Source organism: Jannaschia seosinensis (assembly GCF_001408515.1).
Taxonomy (GTDB): domain Bacteria; phylum Pseudomonadota; class Alphaproteobacteria; order Rhodobacterales; family Rhodobacteraceae; genus Jannaschia; species Jannaschia seosinensis.
In genome coordinates this window covers 1-1,535 of the sequence record NZ_CYPR01000077.1, presented here as the reverse complement: position 1 = coordinate 1,535, position 1,535 = coordinate 1, and the positions used below count along the sequence as shown (strand labels likewise).

The window sequence follows — 1,535 nt, the reverse complement described above, 5'->3', positions numbered from 1 at the left end:
ATCGCGCCGGGCAAGCCGATGCAAAACGGCTTCGTCGAGAGTTTCAACGGGCGGTTCCGGGACGAGCTGTTGAACGAAACCTGTTCACGACGCTCGACGAGGCGCGGCAGAAGATCCAGGACTGGCAGCACGACTACAACCACCGCCGCCCGCATTCCGGCCTCGGGAACATCCCGCCGGTCGAGTTCATGGCAAAGAAGGGGCTGGAAATCCGTGCGGCGCAGCCCCAAAAATCAACCCGTGGATTCTCCGAATGGCCGGAGGAGAGTCGGGGCTCAGGTCGGTTCATCGCAGCCATCAAGGAGCGAAGATGAACCAAAAATCCGGAACATTGAAGGACGCGGCCGACAAGCTGGTCAAAGGGATCAAACGCAAGACCCGAAAGCAGTACTCGGCCGAAGAGAAGATCAGGATCGTTCTCGCGGGTTTGCGCGGAGAGGAGAGCATCGCCGCGCTGTGCCGCCGCGAGGGAATCAGCGCGAGCCTGTACTACACGTGGTCGAAGGAATTCCTCGTGGCGGGCAAGCAGCGGCTGGCCGGGGATACTGCCCGTCAGGCGAGCTCGCCCGAGGTCAAGGAACTGCGTTCGAAGGCGACAGCGCTGAAGGAGGTTGTCGCCGACCTGACCCTGGAGAATCGCCTGCTCAAAAGAAGCATGATCGGGGATGGGGAGTACGAGGCATGAGGTATTCCGCATCGGAAAAGCTTGAGATCATCCGCACTGTCGAAGCCTCGCATCTGCCGGTTCGCCAGACGCTGGCCATGCTCGGCATTCCCAGCACGACCTATTATCGCTGGTATGACCGATGGTCGGAAGGCGGGCTGGACGCGCTCGAGGACACGCCGTCCCATCGGGGGTCCGTGTAGAACCGCCTCCCGGATGAGACCCGGGCCGACATCATCGAATTCGCCTTGGAACATGAAGACCTGACGCCCCGCGAGCTGGCGGTGAAATACACAGATGAGAAGCAGGATTTTGTCTCTGAATCATTGATTTACCGGATCCTGAAAGCCGAGGACCTGATCACGGCACCTGCCCACATCGTGATGAAGGCGGCCAATGAGTTCACAGACAGGACAACGCGGCCAGACGAACTCTGGCAGACCGACTTCACCTATCTCAAGGTCTTGGGGGGGCTGGTTTTACCTCAGCACCATTCTCGACGATTACAGCCGATACATCGATAGAGCAACCTGCGGTCTGGAAATTCTGCTGAGAGCGGGTCATGCATCCTGGCATTCCCATTTGATGTAGGCCTTGGTCTCGGAGGCCCATTTCTCGTCGATCTCTACGAGGACGGCGCTGACCAGTCGCAGCAGAGCGTCGTCGCTGGGAAAGACCCTGACCTTTACGGTGCGCCGCTTGAGCTCCTGCTGGACGGATCGCTCCATCGGGTTTGAAGTGCGCAGCCGGCGGCGATGGTGCTCGGGCAGCGTGAAGACCGCGAGCCCCTCGGGCGCGTTTTCCTCCAGCCATGCGGCCAGCTTCGGCGCAGAGGTGCGATAGCTGGCGACGATCTCTGCCAAGGCCGTTT

General features: G+C 60.4%; 1 protein-coding gene and 2 pseudogenes. 2 read left to right on the top strand and 1 reads right to left on the bottom strand.

Features of this window, described 5'->3' with window-relative positions; all coding sequences use genetic code 11:
• Positions 1–314, top strand: a pseudogene (locus tag JSE7799_RS21610) (integrase core domain-containing protein); the annotation flags it as partial.
• A pseudogene (locus tag JSE7799_RS21605) lies at positions 311–1,183 on the top strand (transposase); the annotation flags it as partial. The pseudogenes JSE7799_RS21610 and JSE7799_RS21605, both read left to right, overlap by 4 nt.
• 41 nt (positions 1,184–1,224) lie before the next feature.
• On the opposite strand, the gene JSE7799_RS06380 reads toward JSE7799_RS21605, so the two are convergent.
• A partial coding sequence (locus tag JSE7799_RS06380; protein WP_186201854.1) for a transposase occupies positions 1,225–1,535 on the bottom strand: 311 nt, incomplete at its 5' end.